At 70.4% G+C, this 12621-nt stretch carries 14 protein-coding genes; 8 read left to right on the forward strand and 6 right to left on the reverse strand.

Features of this window, described 5'->3' with window-relative positions; genetic code table 11:
• Window positions 1–110: 110 nt before the first annotated feature.
• The 4 genes from ACX80F_RS03630 to ACX80F_RS03645 are packed head-to-tail and all read left to right on the forward strand — an operon-like array spanning window position 111 to window position 3674.
• The gene (locus ACX80F_RS03630) at window positions 111–1118 is read left to right on the forward strand and encodes a Bug family tripartite tricarboxylate transporter substrate binding protein (RefSeq protein WP_459335027.1); all 1008 of its coding nucleotides are present in this window, start codon (window positions 111–113) and stop codon (window positions 1116–1118) included.
• 3 nt (window positions 1119–1121) lie between these two features.
• Complete coding sequence (locus ACX80F_RS03635) at window positions 1122–1661, forward strand: tripartite tricarboxylate transporter TctB family protein (RefSeq protein WP_459335028.1); 540 nt, start codon at window positions 1122–1124, stop codon at window positions 1659–1661.
• Window positions 1654–3282: a tripartite tricarboxylate transporter permease gene (locus tag ACX80F_RS03640; protein ID WP_459335029.1), complete on the forward strand. Its 1629-nt coding sequence runs from the start codon at window positions 1654–1656 to the stop codon at window positions 3280–3282. Before ACX80F_RS03635 ends, ACX80F_RS03640 begins: the two co-directional genes overlap by 8 nt.
• Window positions 3279–3674: a universal stress protein gene (locus ACX80F_RS03645; protein WP_459335030.1), complete on the forward strand. Its 396-nt coding sequence runs from the start codon at window positions 3279–3281 to the stop codon at window positions 3672–3674. Before ACX80F_RS03640 ends, ACX80F_RS03645 begins: the two co-directional genes overlap by 4 nt.
• Before the next feature lie 164 nt (window positions 3675–3838).
• Here the strand turns inward: ACX80F_RS03645 and ACX80F_RS03650 are convergent, their stop codons facing one another.
• Complete coding sequence (locus tag ACX80F_RS03650) at window positions 3839–5194, reverse strand: HNH endonuclease (protein ID WP_459335031.1); 1356 nt, start codon at window positions 5192–5194, stop codon at window positions 3839–3841.
• A 533-nt stretch (window positions 5195–5727) separates the two neighbouring features.
• Here ACX80F_RS03650 and ACX80F_RS03655 point away from each other — a divergent pair.
• Both ACX80F_RS03655 and ACX80F_RS03660 read left to right on the forward strand, forming a co-directional pair.
• A complete protein-coding gene (locus ACX80F_RS03655; protein WP_459335032.1) occupies window positions 5728–6309 on the forward strand; it encodes a hypothetical protein in 582 nt (193 codons plus the stop codon).
• Window positions 6263–7111, forward strand: coding sequence for a GAF domain-containing protein (locus tag ACX80F_RS03660; protein ID WP_459335033.1), 849 nt, complete (start codon window positions 6263–6265; stop codon window positions 7109–7111). Before ACX80F_RS03655 ends, ACX80F_RS03660 begins: the two co-directional genes overlap by 47 nt.
• 159 nt (window positions 7112–7270) lie before the next feature.
• Here the strand turns inward: ACX80F_RS03660 and ACX80F_RS03665 are convergent, their stop codons facing one another.
• Both ACX80F_RS03665 and ACX80F_RS03670 read right to left on the reverse strand, forming a co-directional pair.
• Window positions 7271–8179 (reverse strand): hypothetical protein, encoded by a 909-nt coding sequence (locus tag ACX80F_RS03665; protein WP_459335034.1) that lies wholly within the window; start codon window positions 8177–8179, stop codon window positions 7271–7273.
• A gap of 12 nt (window positions 8180–8191) precedes the next feature.
• Window positions 8192–8962, reverse strand: coding sequence for a DUF429 domain-containing protein (locus ACX80F_RS03670; RefSeq protein ID WP_459335035.1), 771 nt, complete (start codon window positions 8960–8962; stop codon window positions 8192–8194).
• A gap of 132 nt (window positions 8963–9094) precedes the next feature.
• Between ACX80F_RS03670 and ACX80F_RS03675 the strand changes: the two genes are divergently transcribed.
• Window positions 9095–9250, forward strand: coding sequence for a hypothetical protein (locus ACX80F_RS03675; protein WP_459335036.1), 156 nt, complete (start codon window positions 9095–9097; stop codon window positions 9248–9250).
• Between the two features lie 10 nt (window positions 9251–9260).
• On the opposite strand, the gene ACX80F_RS03680 is transcribed toward ACX80F_RS03675, so the two are convergent.
• Together ACX80F_RS03680 and ACX80F_RS03685 are read right to left on the reverse strand one after the other, a co-directional pair.
• Window positions 9261–9488 (reverse strand): hypothetical protein, encoded by a 228-nt coding sequence (locus ACX80F_RS03680; RefSeq protein WP_459335037.1) that lies wholly within the window; start codon window positions 9486–9488, stop codon window positions 9261–9263.
• Between the two features lie 105 nt (window positions 9489–9593).
• The gene (locus ACX80F_RS03685) at window positions 9594–10037 is read right to left on the reverse strand and encodes a hypothetical protein (RefSeq protein WP_459335038.1); all 444 of its coding nucleotides are present in this window, start codon (window positions 10035–10037) and stop codon (window positions 9594–9596) included.
• 73 nt (window positions 10038–10110) lie between these two features.
• Between ACX80F_RS03685 and ACX80F_RS03690 the strand changes: the two genes are divergently transcribed.
• A complete protein-coding gene (locus ACX80F_RS03690; protein WP_459335039.1) occupies window positions 10111–10923 on the forward strand; it encodes an SDR family oxidoreductase in 813 nt (270 codons plus the stop codon).
• A 26-nt stretch (window positions 10924–10949) separates the two neighbouring features.
• Here ACX80F_RS03690 and ACX80F_RS03695 read toward each other — a convergent pair whose 3' ends face one another.
• A complete protein-coding gene (locus tag ACX80F_RS03695; RefSeq protein WP_459335040.1) occupies window positions 10950–12617 on the reverse strand; it encodes an amidohydrolase in 1668 nt (555 codons plus the stop codon).
• Window positions 12618–12621 lie beyond the last annotated feature (4 nt).

Below are 12621 nucleotides of genomic sequence, written 5' to 3' on the forward strand. Positions count from 1 at the left end.
CGAGCACTACGACCGCATGCTTTACCCCCGCTCGGCCGCCTTCCTAGCCTGAGATCAGCAGTGGTGACCCGCATCACATTCAGCGATACCTCTCAAGGAAGAGAACAATCATGACGATCGATCGCACAACGGCGCGCCGTTCGACCCTCACCGCCCTGGCCCTCGTCTCAGCGCTCGCCCTCTCGGGCTGCGGTTCGATGACGGAGAGCACCACCGCCGGAGACGCCGAAGGAACCATCGACAAGCTCAACATCGTGGTCCCCGCCGATCCCGGGGGCGGCTGGGACCAGACCGGCCGGGCGATGGAGACGGACCTCAAGGAGAACGAGCTCGTGGGCAACGCGTCCGTTGTCAACGTCGGCGGTGCCGGCGGCACGAACGGCCTCGCGCAGCTGGTCACCGAGACCGACCCCAACACCCTCATGGTGATGGGCTACGTCATGGTCGGGGCGGTCGAGACCAACAACGCGGCGAACCGCATCGAGGACACCACGCCGATCGCCCGGCTCACCGAGGAGCCTCTCGTGATCGTGGTCCCCGCCGACTCGCCGTACCAGACCCTGCAGGACCTGCTCGATGACATCGAGGCCAAGGGTCAGGGCGTGTCCATCACGGGCGGCTCGGCCGGCGGTGCGGACCACATCCTCGCCGGGTCCGTGCTCAAGGAGGCCGGCATCACGCCGGACAAGCTGAACTACATCCCCTACTCGGGTGGCGGCGAGTCCCTCGCGGCACTGCTCGGCAGCAAGGTGAACGCCGGTATCTCCGGCGTCGGCGAGTACGCGGAGCAGGTGACGGCGGGCAAGCTGCGCGCCCTCGCCGTATCCGGCGAGGAAGCCGCACCGCAGCTGCCCGACACCCCCACGCTCACGGAGGAGGGCATCGACCTCGTGCTGACCAACTGGCGCGGCGTCGTCGCTCCCGGGAACATCGACGAGGCGCAGGCGGAGAAGCTCACGCAGCTCGTGACCGACCTGCACGAGACGGATTCCTGGCAGGCCACGCTGGAGGAGAACAACTGGTCGGACGCCTTCCTGGCCGGCGAGGAGTTCCAGACCTTCCTGGACGAGGACATCGCCAGCGTGAAGACGACCCTCACCGACATCGGACTGCTGTAGCCCATGAGTACCTCGGTCCAGAACGCCGGGAGCGGCACCTCCGCCGCTCCCGGAAGGCCGGTCGGCGAGCTGATCTTCGCGCTCATCATCGTCAGCATCGGCGTGGTCGGCTTCGTGGCCGGCGCGGGCATCCAGACGCCGCCCTCGGCGAGCGACATCGGTCCGCGCGCGTTCCCGTTCGTCGTCTCCGCCCTGCTGGTCACCGTCGGCGCGGGCCTAGTGTTCCAGGTGCTTCGCGGCCACCGGGGTGCCCCGGACGAGGGTGAGGACGTGGACCCCGATGCAAGGACCGACTGGCTGACCGTCGGGAAGCTCGCAGGGTTCGTGCTGCTGCACGCCTTCCTGATCGTCCCGCTCGGCTGGCCCATCGCGGCCGCGATCCTGTTCTTCGGTGCGGCCTGGGCCCTCGGCGCCCGGCCGTGGTGGCGCAACCTGGTCACCGCCGTCGTGCTGGCGCTGGTGCTGCAGTTCGTCTTCGCCGGGCTCCTCGGCGTCTCGCTGCCCCCGGGCTTCCTCGAAGGGTTCGGTGTGTTCGGTGGATAACTTCTTCCTGTTGATGGAGGGCTTCGCCACGGCGATGCAGCCCATCTACCTGCTCTTCGCGCTCGGCGGCGTGCTCGTCGGTACCGCAGTCGGCGTCCTCCCGGGCATCGGCCCGGCCATGACCGTCGCGCTGCTCATGCCCATCACCTACAGTCTCGAGCCGACGGCGGCGATCATCGTCTTCGCCGGCATTTACTACGGTGGCATGTACGGCGGATCCACGACCTCGATCCTGCTGAACACGCCCGGAGAGTCGTCGTCGATCGTCACCGCGCTCGAGGGCAACAAGATGGCCAAGGCCGGCAGGGGGGCGGCGGCACTCGCGACGGCGGCCGTCGGCTCGTTCGTGGCGGGGACCATCGCCACGGTCCTGCTCAGCTTCGTGGCACCGTACGTGGCCGCGTTCGCCGTGCAGATCGGTCCCGTCGAGTACGTGGCCCTCATGATCGTCGCGTTCCTGACGGTCGGCGCGCTCCTCGGGTCCTCCGTGCTGCGCGGCCTGGCATCCCTGGGGCTCGGGCTGTTCATCGCGCTCGTCGGCTTCGATGCGCTCACCGCCCAGCAGCGCTACACGTTCGGCAGCCCGTTCCTGGCGGACGGGATCGACGTCGTCCTCGTGGCCGTCGCGCTGTTCGCCGTCGGCGAGGCGCTCTATGTCGCCTCACGTCTGCGGCACGGACCCATCAAGGTCATCCCGGTCACGGGGGGCTGGACCAGCTGGCTCCGCAAGGAGGATCTCCGACGCTCCTGGAAGCCATGGCTCCGCGGCACCCTGATCGGGTTCCCCGTGGGTACGATCCCCGCCGGCGGCGCCGATGTGGCGACGTTCCTCTCCTACGCCTCCGAGCGGAGGCTCGCGAAGGGCGAGCACAAGAAGCAGTTCGGCAAGGGTGCCATCGAGGGCGTGGCCGGTCCGGAGGCGGCGAACAACGCCGCCGCCGCCGGTGTCCTCGTGCCGCTGCTGACGCTCGGCATCCCGACGACGGCGACCGCCGCCATGATGCTCGTGGCGTTCCAGCGGTACCAGATCCCGGTGGGACCGCAGCTCTTCGAGTCCAACAGCACGCTCGTGTGGGCGCTCATCGCCAGCCTCTACGTCGGCAACCTGATGTTGCTCGTGCTGAACCTGCCGCTCGTGGGCATCTGGGTCAAGATCCTCCAGATCCCGCGGCCCTACCTGTACGCGGGCATCCTGGTGTTCGCGGTGCTGGGGGCGTTCTCGGTGAACTTCACGCCGATCGACGTGATCATCCTGCTGATCGTGGGCATTCTCGGATTCTTCATGCGGCGCTTCGGCTATCCGATCGCGCCGATGGTGGTGGGACTGATCCTGGGGCCCATCTTCGAGAATCAGCTGCGGCGTTCGCTTGCGATCTCGCAGGGCGATCCCATGGCGCTCGTGCAGTCGCCGGTCGCCGCGACGATCTATGTGGTGCTGATCATCATCTTCGCGCTGTCGCTCATGCTCAAGCGCCGCCAGCGCCAGTTCGAGGCCATGGTGGCTGCTAACACCGACGCCCCCGCCGTCGTGCGGGGGACCGCATCCGTCCCCGGATCCGAGGATGCGGTCACGTCTGCACCGTCCGCGGACCGGATCGATCGAAAGGACACCGGCCGATGAGCACGATCGTGGTGGGCTACGTGCCCAACGCACTGGGGGAGGCCGCCGTCACCGAGGCCGTCGAGGAGGCCCGGCGCCGGGAGGCGGACCTCGTGGTCATCAACACCACGCGCGCCGACCGCCTTGTGAACCCGGCCTACGCCGACGACGAGGATGTCTCGAAGCTCGACACCCTGCTCCGGGCCACCGGGGTGCCGTTCTCGGTCCGCCACAGCATCTCCGAGGCCACGGCGGCCGAGGAGGTCGTGGACACCGCGGAGGAACTCGGCGCCGAGCTGATCGTGATCGGGCTGCGGCACCGGACGCCGGTGGGCAAGCTGATCATGGGGTCGACGGCGCAGACCATCCTCTTGTCGGCGCGCTGCAACGTGCTGGCGGTGAAGCTGCCCTGACGGTTCGCTGCGGATGCAACGACGACGGCGGGTCGCCTCCTGGGCGCCCGCCGTCGGCGTTCGCGGGCCCAGGTCCTTCGCTTCGGTATCCGCCGCTGCCTGAGGACGCTCGCCGTAACGGCACAGGGCTGTAGGTCCTACGGGGGTCGAGGAGTGGATGCCACTCATGCTGCGAACGGATAAAGGATGAGGTCGATCACCGAGTGCGCCGGCCTGAGTGTCCTTCTCGGCAGGGGTATCCCGGGCAGTTGCGTTCCGGGCAGGGGCAGCGAGGTCGAGACGTAGGTGTGTCCGGTGGGGGTGCGTCGTTCGATCGCGTTCAACCGTCCGGGCAGGTGTCGGGACGACCAGCCGGCGGCTTCCTTGGTGTAGTTGCAGCTCTCACACAGCCCCTGCCCGCCATCGACACTCGTGGTGCCGGTGAGGCGCCACGGGACAACATGGTCGGTGTGCCTGATCGGCGCATCACAGTACGGCGTGCGGCAGGTCGCGTCCCTTGCGGCGATCAGGCGGCGCAGTCCGGGCGGAAACAGCCGGGCCCGCGATTCCATCGCCACCAGCCGACCGGTGTCCGGGGCGGTATAGAGCCGCCGGAGCCAGGTCTGAGCGGTGGATTCATCGGGCCTGCTGGACCCACTGGTGCCCGACTGATCGTCCCGGTCGCTTACCTCGTCCTCGTCGGCATCACCGGTGTCCGCACTCGCACGATCGCAGCGCTCGGGATGGCCCCGAAGGAGGTCGCGCGCGATCTGCGCCGGGACCACACCGTAGCCGGGCAGGTATGCCGGCTCACTGTCCCCCTGGAACAGGGCCCGGTCGGTCATGATCAAGTGCACTTCGGCCCTCACCGATCCGGCGGGCACGCCGGTGACGCGTTCGACGAGGGCATCAGCCATGAGCTGCCCCCGCCCGAGCCCCCGATGGTCCCCGGTGCTGATCCGGGTGTCAGCATGGCGCGACAGCGCGGCGTAGGCGCTGATCGCCTCGGCTGCGGGAAGCAGAGCGGTGAGGTACGCCATGGAGTCAGGGGCCGGCAGGCAACTGACGTAGCGCTCGCCGACAGCCCTGCGGGCCCTGGCAACAGCGGCCCCCGGTTCGAGACGCAGGGCGATCTTCCGGGTCCTGTTCGTCACCCCTCGGGTTCCGATCCCCGTGAGGCCCCCCGCGTCGGCCGCCAGCTCCGTGTCCACGGCGTGCCGGTTCTCGACGCTGAGGCAGATGGTCTCGCGGACGATCAGGGTCGCTCGCCACTCGTTGATGGCGCCGGACCCCAGAGCTGCAAGGGTGTGGGGCATGTCGGTGACGAGTGTCCGGGCCAGTCCCAGTAGACGTGAACCCTGATGGGGGGACTCCCGCCTCGCGAGGGCGACTTCCGCGCCCACGCCCCGGCCACGCTGGTCAGCAGGCATGCCTGCGGCGGCCTCCGCTCGCCGTCGGGCGGTATCCAGGGCCAGGGCCACGCGGACCTGCGCTGCAGCGGCTGCGCACTTCAGGTCCTCGAGTGCCCGCAACTGCGACACCAGGGCTTCCTCGTACCCTTCGACGGGTTCCACAGGGGAGGGCGCAGGCGTCGATGCGCGAGCCCTGGATGGCCGAGGGGCCAGCTCCGTGATCCACCCCCGCACGGCAGAGGCGGTGGCGCGGGGCACGTACGGTCCGTCCGGGGACCCCGTCACGCTTTCATCGAACATGTGTTCTATTTTACTACTTGTGATATAGAACACAAGTACCCATGGCTCGTTGGCGATCAGTCGCATAGGAGGTCCTTGCGATCTGTCCCGAGCCGCGCGCCGACCGAGAACGCCGCGGTATGAACAGACCCAGCGTGCCCAGGCGGATTTCGAAGAACAAGGCCTGACGCTGGAAACCGTCTCGGGGTGCCCGACCGGGGGCGGCGAATTCGATGGTCGGCACTCCGGCTCCTGTCACATGCGCTGCCCCCTGCGCGTGTGATCGCGATCATCCCGGCCTCTTCTCCGCCGCCCCCGTCCGCGGCGCGCCCGGCACCACCGCGGCCGTCGACTGGGACACACCCGGCGATGGACGCGGAGCGGTGACCCACTTCACGGCGGACCTGGCGGACTTCCGCAGGAGGCGCACTGCGATTCTCACGGTCGGTGGCGCGCAGGCGAATGTCGATCTCTCCACGGGCACGCGTGCCCAGACTTTCCTGGACAGCATCACGCGCATCTATGGCAAGCTCGGCGGCTTCGACGGGCCCGACTGGACCACCTATGAGGGCGAGCAGCAGCCGAATACCGACCAGATCATCTGGGTCTCCCGACAGCTCAAGTCCTTCTACGGCCAGAGCTTCGTGATCACCACTCCGCGCGCTCCGTGGCGCCCGGCCGATAAGGCACACTGCAAGGCGATGCTGGAAGCGGGCGTCCTCGACATGGTCAGCCCGCAGTACTACGACGGCCCCGGCCTCGCTGCCGAAGAACGAGGTCGGCCCCCGCGTGATGATGGGTGCCCGCTGAGAACGGGTTCTGCACTTTCCTACGGACCGATCCTCCGCTACCGTAGAACCATAAGCATGCTGATCTTCTTGGGGGACAGCATGACCCAGCAGCTCGAGGAGAGAAGCCGTGCATCAGGTCCAGCTGGAACTGATGCTCACCGCGTTGTCGGGTGACGGCTTCTCCCTCGAGCAGGTCTGGTTGAACTACTGCGCAATGGGCGGCCGGCTGACCGAGGCCCAGGTGGGACGTTTCCTGCACGCTGACCCGAGCGCTCCCGCCCCTGCCTCCGCCGACGTCGGCGTGCCCGACGTCGACCGCGACATCCTCGCGCATGCGATCAACGAGATGCGCTGGGACCGCAACCTGCCCAGCTGCGTACCCTATGTCCTGGACGTTATGGGGTGCGTCCGGACCGACGACGGCCCGAGTATCAGTGCAGCGGCGGCGTGGTTGCTCACGGACGAGGACGCCGAGACCGAGCGCCTGCGATCACTCACGGCGAGCGGACTGCTGGAGTCGGGCCCGGCCCCGGAGCTCGAGGCCCTCGTGGCCGAGGCCCGCGATGCGTTCCACGTGAGCTCTGCGGGCGTCTCCCTGATCGGCGCGGACCACCAGTTCCTGAAAGCAAAGACAGGGCCGCTGTGCCAACTCCTGCCCAGGCGTGGAAGTTTCTGCAACGAGGTGATCCGCACGTCTGCCTCGCTCGTGCTGCCCGACACACTGAGCGACGAGCGCTTCCGTCACCACCCGCTGGTGGTCTCCGAGCCCTCCCTGAGGTTCTACGCCGCACACCCGCTGCGCGGCCCCGGGGGGTGGAACATCGGGGCTCTCTGCATCCTCGATCAGCGCCCCCACGGCTTCACCGCCGGCGACCGTCGCGCCCTTCACGGCTTGGCCAAGCGGGCTCAACGGCTCATCAGGCGGCACACGGCCGACGCCCACGGCGTGCCGGGGATCGACGTGGGTCACCTCTGACACAGGCGTCTGCCCGACGACGCCGGCGGCGCAAGGCCCGACCCAAGCGATCGGCTCGGCAACCGGCCCGGCGAGCGGTCGAGCGACCTGCTAGCCGGTGTCACCTGGTAGCCGGTGTCACCCGGCGGACCGGGTGCCCCGGCAGCCCCGTAGCCGGTGTCACCCCTCCAGAAGCGCCTGGGCCGCAGCCTCCGCGGCCTCCGCTTCCGCCTCTGCGTCCTCGAGCGAGCGCGCAGCGTTCTTCGCCTCGCGAGCCAGGGCGTTGCCCTCCTCGTCGAGGTCGGCCAGCTCCCGGCGCAGGGCACCGAGGCGTTCCTCGAGGTCCTCGATCGAAGCCGTCAGCCCGTCGCGCCGCACGCCGATCCGTGCCGATGCCTTGTCGGCTGCCGCCTGTCGGTCCCGCGCGTCGGCGAGGGCTTCGCGCGCCGTGGCCAGCTGCGCCTCGGCTTCCCTCCGTTGACGCGCCGAGACCTTCCGCGGGGTCGCGCCACGCTGCTTGCCGTCGTCCGCGCCCGACCCCGCCGCCGACCCGGAGGGCGAATCAGCGGTAATCGCCGGCGGCGTGAAGGGGCCGGCGACGGCTCCGTCGAGGTCCACCGGATCCCAGCCACTCGCTTCGAGGGGGCGCACGAGCCGCCCGGTCAGGACGGCGGAAGCCGCAGCGGGGTCGGCGAGGGCTGCGCGCAGAGTCTGTTCGACGCCGGGGAGCGCCGCGGGGCCGACGTCGTGCCCGACCTCTGCGGCAGCCTCCAGCGACTGACGGGTGACGGCGGCCAGGAGACGCTGTCGCCGCTGTCCCAGTGCGTGCAGCTGTGCCCGGTCGAGGCTCGCCTGCGCTTCCTTGAGGGACGCGCCGAGCTCCAGCACCTGCTCCACCTCGCCGCGACGGCGGTCGACGAGCACATTGACGAGCCATGCGGCCGACGACGGCTTCGGGAGTGAGCGAAGGGCTGCGGCGAGCTCCCTGTCGCCGTCCTGCGCCGCTTCCTTCGCCGCGGCATTGCGTGACGCCGTGAAGCGGTCGAGCGGCAGCACGTACAGGGCGGCGGTGCGCTCGGCCAGGTCCATGACCGCTGCCTCCTATCCCGGTGCTCCGTGCGGCGCACCCTCCGGTGCGAGCTCCTCCAACCGTCCCACGGGGAGGGCGATCCAGCCCTCCCGGCGCGCCTGCTCCCGGAACTCCCGGGGGACCGGATGGGTCCGACCGAGGGCGTGCGCCCGAGCGGCGAGGGCGGCGATCACGGCGTCGAACGCGTCGTCCGAGGAGATCAGGAGCTGCCGGGTGGTAGGCCTGAGGTCGAACCACGGGGCCCGTGCCAGGATCCGGCCCAGCAGGGCCTCCCGCATGCCGCCGTCGGTCTTGTAGCCGCGGGTGTCGAAGCCCCACCCCCGGAGCGTGGCCGCGGGATAGACCTCGACGGCGGTGCCGCCGCCGGAGCGGTCCACGGGTGTGCCGAGGGCATCACCGATCGCGTCGAGCAGTACGGCGCAGTGCATCGCCGTGAGACCGAGCCGGTCCGTGGCGACGCTCAGCGGCCAGCGGCCGGTGATGTCCCGGGTCACGCGGTCGGTGGCGCGGTAGGAGAGGCGGCGGCGCCACGCCATGCCCTCCTCCGCGCTCCCGTCCACGCGCAACCCCTCGGCGTGGCGCGTGATGAAGGAGACGAACTCGTCGGGCCACCCGAAGGCGCAGTCGATCCCGAGGCGGTCGACGTCGGGGGCCACTCCCGCGATGGCGGCGTCCGGGACCCCGAGGGTCACGTCCACGGTGGTCGTAGGGCGGGACCAGTCGATGACCGCAAGGGCGGTGCCCTTCGATTCCGCTGCGAGATCCACGCCGGCTGTGAGCACGCCCGATTATAGGCACCAGCGCCGGGAGGCTCCAGTGGTGTCGTGCTCCTGCCTCGGGAGGCGGCATACGGGTAGAGATGAGGGACCACGGCCCGCTGTAGGCAACGGCCACGCGAAGGAAGGGAGAACCTGATGGATGCACGATGCCCCAGCTGCGGTTCCACGCTCGTCGAACTCGATGAGGACCAATGGCCCGCCGAGGGGCCGGTTCCGCCCGGCACCCTCGCCGTCTTCACGTGCGAACAGGATCACAGGGTCACCGTGGGAACGACCCAGGTGCAGGCCTGACGGGTCCGGGTCACGCGCCTCCGGCCTCGTCGATGATGCGCGTCAGCTCGTCCCGCAGCGCCACGGCCTCGTCCAGGGTGAGCCCGAGCTGCTCGCCCTGCTCCACCCAGCCGACGCTGACCATCGGTCGGCCCTCGCCGTCCCTCGAGGAGGACAGACCGATCGCCAGGGCGCGGCCGCCCGTGTGCGTGACATCCCCGACGATCAGCTCGCCGCCGTCGTCCCCTGCAACCGCCATGGCTCCTCCGTCGTCGTCCGTTCCGCGTGCTCCCATGCTAGGCACGCGCGGATCGGGAGTGTCCACCATTTCCTCCCCGGAGGACCGGGTCGCGCGGGTGCCTGATCACTCCGTGTCGACCGGGCGGATGGCCAGATTGGGGTGCAGCAGGTCGAAGCCGTCGTCGGCGAGGGCGTTCCGGTCGATGTCGTCCGGCAGCAGCACCACCGTGGCCCTGCTGTCGCGCATCACCGCGCCGGCCGAGCCGGGTTCGAGCGGCGTACACTCCAGGCCCACCCCGATGCCCTCCTCCGCGAGCAGGCAGACGGTGTCCTCGCTGGCGCTGCCGGCGGTCGGCCGGGCCGCGAAGTACTCGACGCCGTCCTGCTCCGCGAGGAAGCGCGTGGTTGCGAGGTCGATGCCGTCGAGGTCCGTCTGGATGGTCAGGACGTCCTGCTCCGTCGGGTCCTGTTCCAGCACGTCGAGCACGGGCCCGCCCGCGCAGCCGGACAGGCCCAGGACCGCACCCACGCCGGCCGTCAGGACGCGGGCTCTCGTGGTCGGGCGCATGGATCTCCTCGGCACGGCGGGACGGTCGGTGGGGCCTCCAGCCTAGCGAAGCCTTTCCACCTACGCTGATCCCATGGACTCCTCCTCCGCCCTGGCAGGGCGCACCGTCGTGGTCACCGGCGTCAGCCGACGCCAGGGCATCGGCTACGCCATCGCCTCCCGCCTCGCCGCCATGGGAGCCAGCCTGTTCCTGCACCATTTCGCGCCGCACGACGACGAGCAGCCCTGGGGTGCCGACAGCATCGACGACGTCGTCGCCGGCATCCGCGGCAGGCTGCGGGACGGCGCGGAGCTCGCCCACGCGGGCATGGACCTCGCCGAGCCCGACGGCGGCGAACGGCTCATCACCGCGGCAACCGACGCGCTCGGCCACCTGGACGGTCTTGTCTGCAACCATGCCAGGAGCGGGGGCGACGGACGGCTCCGTGACATCTCCTGGCAGGACCTGGACGCGCACTGGCAGGTCAACACCCGGTCCACCCTGCTGGCGACCAGGTATTTCGCAGAACAGCACGACGGACGGGAGGGCGGCCGCGTGATCTGGATGACCTCGGGCCAGGTGGCCGGTCCTATGTCCGGGGAGATCGCCTACGCGGCGTCCAAGGCAGCGCTCGCCGGGCTGACGGCTTCCGTCGCCGACGACCTCGTGGACCGGCGCATCCTGCTCAACACGGTCAATCCGGGACCGGTGAACACCGGTTACCTGGACGAGGGCACCTCCGACCGTCCGTCGGAGGTGCTCCGGGACGTCCTGGCGCACTGCCCGTCCGGGCGCTTCGGGGAGCCGGACGACCCGGCACGGCTCATCGCGTGGCTGCTGAGCGACGAGGGCCGCTGGATGGTGGGCCAGCTGCTCAGCACGGAGGGCGGGTTCCGCCGCTGGTGACCCGCTGGTGACCCGCCGGTGACCGGCTATCGCTCGAAGACCACGCGCCCGCCCGCGATCGTGAGGTCCACCGCCACGGCGTGCAGCTCCGAGGTCTCGACCTCGAACGGGTCGACGGCCAGGACCGCGAGGTCTGCCGGCAGTCCCTCGCGGACCATGCCCGCCGTCGACCGGGTGACCCGGGCGGAGCCCGCCGTGTACGCGGACAGGGCCGCCCGGAGGGACAGCGCCTCGTCCGCCACCAGGGGCGGGATGCCCGGATGATCGGGGTGCATCCGGTTGACCGCCACGTGGATGGCCTGCCACGGATCGGCGTCGGACACGGACCAGTCGGAGCCCATCGCGAGCGGTGCACCCCCGGAGACCATCGACGCGAACGGGTACTGCCACTGCGCACGGCCCTCGCCGATCAGGGGCACCGTGAGGGAGCGCATCTGCTCGTCGCTGCACGCCCAGAGCGCCTGCGCGTTGACCGTCACGTCGAGCTCGCCGAAGCGCGGGACGTCGTCGGGATGTACCAGCTGCACGTGGGCCATGGTGTGCCGCGGGCGCCACGAACCGTCGCTCGGCGCGATGGTGCGGGCGCGCGCCACGGCGTCGAGGCCCGTCCGGACGGCGCGGTCGCCGATGGCGTGCAGGTGGAGGTCGAACCGTGCGGCCTGCAGGGCGGCGACGACGGCGTCGAGCACGTCCGGGGGCAGGTAGGTGGGGCCCCGGTCCGCATCGGCGGCCGCTACGCAGCCGCAGCCGACGCGCTCGTAGGGATCCAGGAGTGCGGCAGTCCGGTTCTCGGGCACGCCGTCGACCATGATCTTGGCGCTGGAGGTCGGGAAGCCCGCCTCCGCGTTCACGCGCCGGCGCTCGAGGAACTCAGCGATCAGGTCCGGGACGTCCTGAACGGTGAGACCCCGCGGAACCCAGAGCGCGCCGGTCGCCCGGCCCGTCAGCCGGCCCGAGGCGGCGAGCGAGCGGTAGGCGGGGGCGGCGTCGGGGTAACCGGCGTACTCGCCGATGATCGCCTCCTGCCAGCCAGTCACGCCGAGGGAGTGGAGATGGCGCTGGCCGTACAGGATTCCGGCTTCGACGGCGGCCTGGGTGATGGGCGGCAGCAGCCGGGCCACCAGGGACATCGCCCCCTCGTGCAGGATGCCGCTCGGCGACCCGTCGGCCCTGCGCGAGATCCGCCCGTCCCGCGGGTCCGGGGTACGCGCGTCGATCCCGGCCCGTTCGAGCGCCGCCGTGTTGACCCAGGCACTGTGATGGTCCCGGTTGATGAGGTAGACCGGTCGGTGCGGCGCGACGGCATCGAGCACGCGGCCGTCCGGGAAGCCGCCCTCGAAGTCACCCTTGTACCAGCCGGCCCCGGTGATCCAGTCCTGTCCCTCGCCCGGGCCCGCGGCATAGGCGGCGACCGCACGCTGCACCCCGACGGGCCCCCGGTGCACGTCGAGGTTGCACGAGAGGGCTTCGATGCCGCCCATGAAGGTGTGTGCGTGGGCGTCCGTGAAGCCGGGGGTGAGGAGCCGTCCGCGGAGGTCGACGACGTCGGTGCGCGGGTCGACGGCGGCGAGCACGTCCGCGTCGGTCCCGACGGCCGCGATGGTGCTGTCCGCGACCGCGACCGCCGTCGCGGTGGGGTGGAGCGACAGGCCGTCGAAGACGCGGCCGTTGGAGAAGACGAGATGGGTGGACATGCGC

It is taken from the genome of Arthrobacter sp. TMS2-4 (assembly GCF_054511075.1).

Coding starts and splice junctions, on each gene's coding strand:
- ACX80F_RS03630 (WP_459335027.1), top strand. CDS start 111: ATGACGATCGATCGCACAACGGCGCGCCGTTCGACCCTCACCGCCCTG.
- ACX80F_RS03635 (WP_459335028.1), top strand. CDS start 1,122: ATGAGTACCTCGGTCCAGAACGCCGGGAGCGGCACCTCCGCCGCTCCC.
- ACX80F_RS03645 (WP_459335030.1), top strand. CDS start 3,279: ATGAGCACGATCGTGGTGGGCTACGTGCCCAACGCACTGGGGGAGGCC.
- ACX80F_RS03665 (WP_459335034.1), bottom strand. CDS start 8,179: ATGGACCTGGCCGAGCGCACCGCCGCCCTGTACGTGCTGCCGCTCGAC.
- ACX80F_RS03675 (WP_459335036.1), top strand. CDS start 9,095: ATGGATGCACGATGCCCCAGCTGCGGTTCCACGCTCGTCGAACTCGAT.
- ACX80F_RS03680 (WP_459335037.1), bottom strand. CDS start 9,488: ATGGCGGTTGCAGGGGACGACGGCGGCGAGCTGATCGTCGGGGATGTC.
- ACX80F_RS03685 (WP_459335038.1), bottom strand. CDS start 10,037: ATGCGCCCGACCACGAGAGCCCGCGTCCTGACGGCCGGCGTGGGTGCG.
- ACX80F_RS03690 (WP_459335039.1), top strand. CDS start 10,111: ATGGACTCCTCCTCCGCCCTGGCAGGGCGCACCGTCGTGGTCACCGGC.
- ACX80F_RS03695 (WP_459335040.1), bottom strand. CDS start 12,617: ATGTCCACCCATCTCGTCTTCTCCAACGGCCGCGTCTTCGACGGCCTG.